2 protein-coding genes are annotated in these 2,305 nt (G+C 76.4%); one reads left to right on the top strand and one right to left on the bottom strand.

The genetic code is table 11. From position 1 onward, the window contains the following. Positions 1–939, bottom strand: a 939-nt coding sequence (locus ACTIDRAF_RS31455; RefSeq protein ID WP_016701521.1) for an ABC transporter ATP-binding protein, incomplete at its 3' end; no start/stop codon positions are given. Between the two features lie 293 nt (positions 940–1,232). Here ACTIDRAF_RS31455 and ACTIDRAF_RS31450 point away from each other — a divergent pair. Beyond that, positions 1,233–2,285, top strand: coding sequence for a phosphotransferase family protein (locus ACTIDRAF_RS31450; protein WP_052168973.1), 1,053 nt, complete (start codon positions 1,233–1,235; stop codon positions 2,283–2,285). Positions 2,286–2,305 lie beyond the last annotated feature (20 nt).

The raw sequence follows: 2,305 nt of genomic DNA, 5'->3' as shown, positions 1-2,305 counted from the left end.
CGGGGCGGCGGGGCCGGCGGCGGCGGATGTCCGGGTGTCGGCACGGCGACGAGTCGGGGGTTGGTCGCCGTGGGACGGCGTGGGGGCCGACGGCTCGACGTCCACCCCGGTGGCGGCCCCGGCCGGGCCGGCGTGCGCCGCCTCGGGCTCCGCCGTGTTGGGCTCCGGCGCGCCGGGGGCCTCCCCGAGGTAGAGCCGTCGGACCTCGTCGGAGGCGGCGAGTTCGGCCGCCGGGCCGGACAGCCGCACCCGGCCCAGGTCGAGGACGTGGGCGTGGTCGGCGATCCCCAGGGCCAGGGCCGCGTTCTGCTCGACCAGCACGACGGTGACCCCGCGCCGGTTGATCTGGCGGATGACCTCGGCGACGGTCTGGACCACCCGGGGCGCCAGTCCCAGGGAGGGTTCGTCGAGCAGCAGCAGCCGGGGGTTGGCCATCAGCGCCCGGCCGATCGCGAGCATCTGCTGCTCACCGCCGGAGAGGGTGCCCGCGTGTTGGCGACGTCGCCGGGCCAGCACGGGGAACAGGTCGTACACCTCGTCGCGGGCGGCGCGGCGCCGAGCGCCCCGGGCCGGGCGGGGGCCGAGGGCGCCGGCGTCGAGGTTGTCCGCCACCGACAGCGCGGGGAAGACCCGGCGTCCTTCCGGGACCTGTACGACGCCGACCGCGACCGTGGCCGCCGCGTCCCGCCAGTCCACCGGCCGGCCGTCCACCTCGACGGTTCCGCCGGTCACCGCACCACCGTGCAGCGGCAGGGTTCCCGACACGGCACGCAGCAGGGTGCTCTTGCCGGCCCCGTTCACCCCGAGGAGCGCGGCGACCGAACCGGGTTCGACGCGCAGGCACACCTGGCGCACGGCCGGCAGTGCCCGTCCGTAGCGGACGTCGAGCCGGTCGACGCGGAGACCGGCGGCGGTGGTGGGGTGCGGCTCGGTGGTCACGGTGGCTGGCCTCCTCTCCGGTGCTGGTCGGGGCGGACGCGGACGCGGCGGTGTCCCGACCCCGCGGCCCCTGCCGGGTGGCGAAGGGCGGGTGGTGGGATGTGGACGGTCCGTTCCCCGGGACGGCGCCGGCGGTGGTGCGCCGGCTGGTGGACCGACGACAGCACGGGCCGTTCGGCGGGTCCAGCGGCGCGTTCCAAGTCATGGCGGCCGCACACACCCACCCCGCCGGAGTGTGTGCGGCGCCACAGTCTCCGGTTCCGGTGGCCGCTTCCGCCCCGACGATCGGGGACATGAGCGATGACGACAGTGCGCACGTACCCGGGAGCAACGCCGCTGACCCGCCCGGCCTGGACCTCGCGCGCCTGCGCGCCCACCTGGCGCACCACCTGCCGGGGGGCGTGGTGGGCGAGCTCCGGGCCCGGCTGTTGACGGGGGGCCGGTCCAACCTCACCTACCGGGTGTGGGACGAGACCCGGCGGTGGGCGGTGCGCCGGCCCCCGCTGGGGCACGTGCTGCCCACCGCGCACGACATGGGCCGGGAACACCGGGTGCTCGCCGCCCTCGCCGACACCCCGGTTCCGGCCCCCGTCCCCTTCCTGCTGTGCCGGGACCCGGCGGTGCTCGGCGCGCCGTTCTTCGTGATGGAGTTCGTCGAGGGCGAGGTCCCGCACGCGGAGTCGCTGCGGGGCCACGGGGCCGCGCACGCCCGCCGCGTCGGACGGTGCCTCGTCGACCGGCTGGTGGAGTTGCACGCGGTCGACGTCGACGCCGTCGGGCTCGGCGACTTCGGCCGCCCGTCCGGGTTCCTGGACCGCCAGTTGCGGCGGTGGTGGCGCCAGTTGGAGGGGTCGCGCAGCCGTCCCACACCCGAACTGGACGGGCTGCACGCCGCGCTGACCACGGCGGTGCCGGTGTCCCCCGCCCCCACCCTGCTGCACGGCGACTTCCGGGTGGACAACGCGGTGTTCGGTCCGGACGGGACGGTGCGGGCCCTGCTCGACTGGGAGATGTCCACCCTGGGTGATCCGTTGACGGACCTGGGGATGCTGGTGGTGTACGGGCGACGCGCCCCCCTGGACGGTCAGGACCCGGTGAACGCGGGCACCGTGCCCGGGTTCCCCGGTGAGGACGAACTGGTCGCCCGGTACGTGGCCGGTTCGGGGCGGGACGCCTCCGGGCTGCCCTGGTACGTGGCGTTGGGGTTCCTCAAGCTGGCGGTGATCCTGGAGGGGATCCACTACCGGCACCAGCAGGGCAGGACGGCCGGGCCGGGTTTCGAGGGCATCGGGGAGCTGGTGCGTCCGCTGGCGGTGGCCGGGCGCCGGGCCCTGGACGGCGGGTGAGCGGAACATGGGCGGGCCGG

It is taken from the genome of Actinoalloteichus spitiensis RMV-1378 (genome assembly GCF_000239155.1).
GTDB lineage: Bacteria > Actinomycetota > Actinomycetes > Mycobacteriales > Pseudonocardiaceae > Actinoalloteichus_B > Actinoalloteichus_B spitiensis.
This window is presented reverse-complemented; position numbering and strand designations above follow the sequence as displayed.

Bases quoted from the DNA above. Each gene is read 5' to 3' on its own strand.
- ACTIDRAF_RS31450 (WP_052168973.1), top strand. From the start codon at position 1,233: ATGAGCGATGACGACAGTGCGCACGTACCCGGGAGCAACGCCGCTGAC.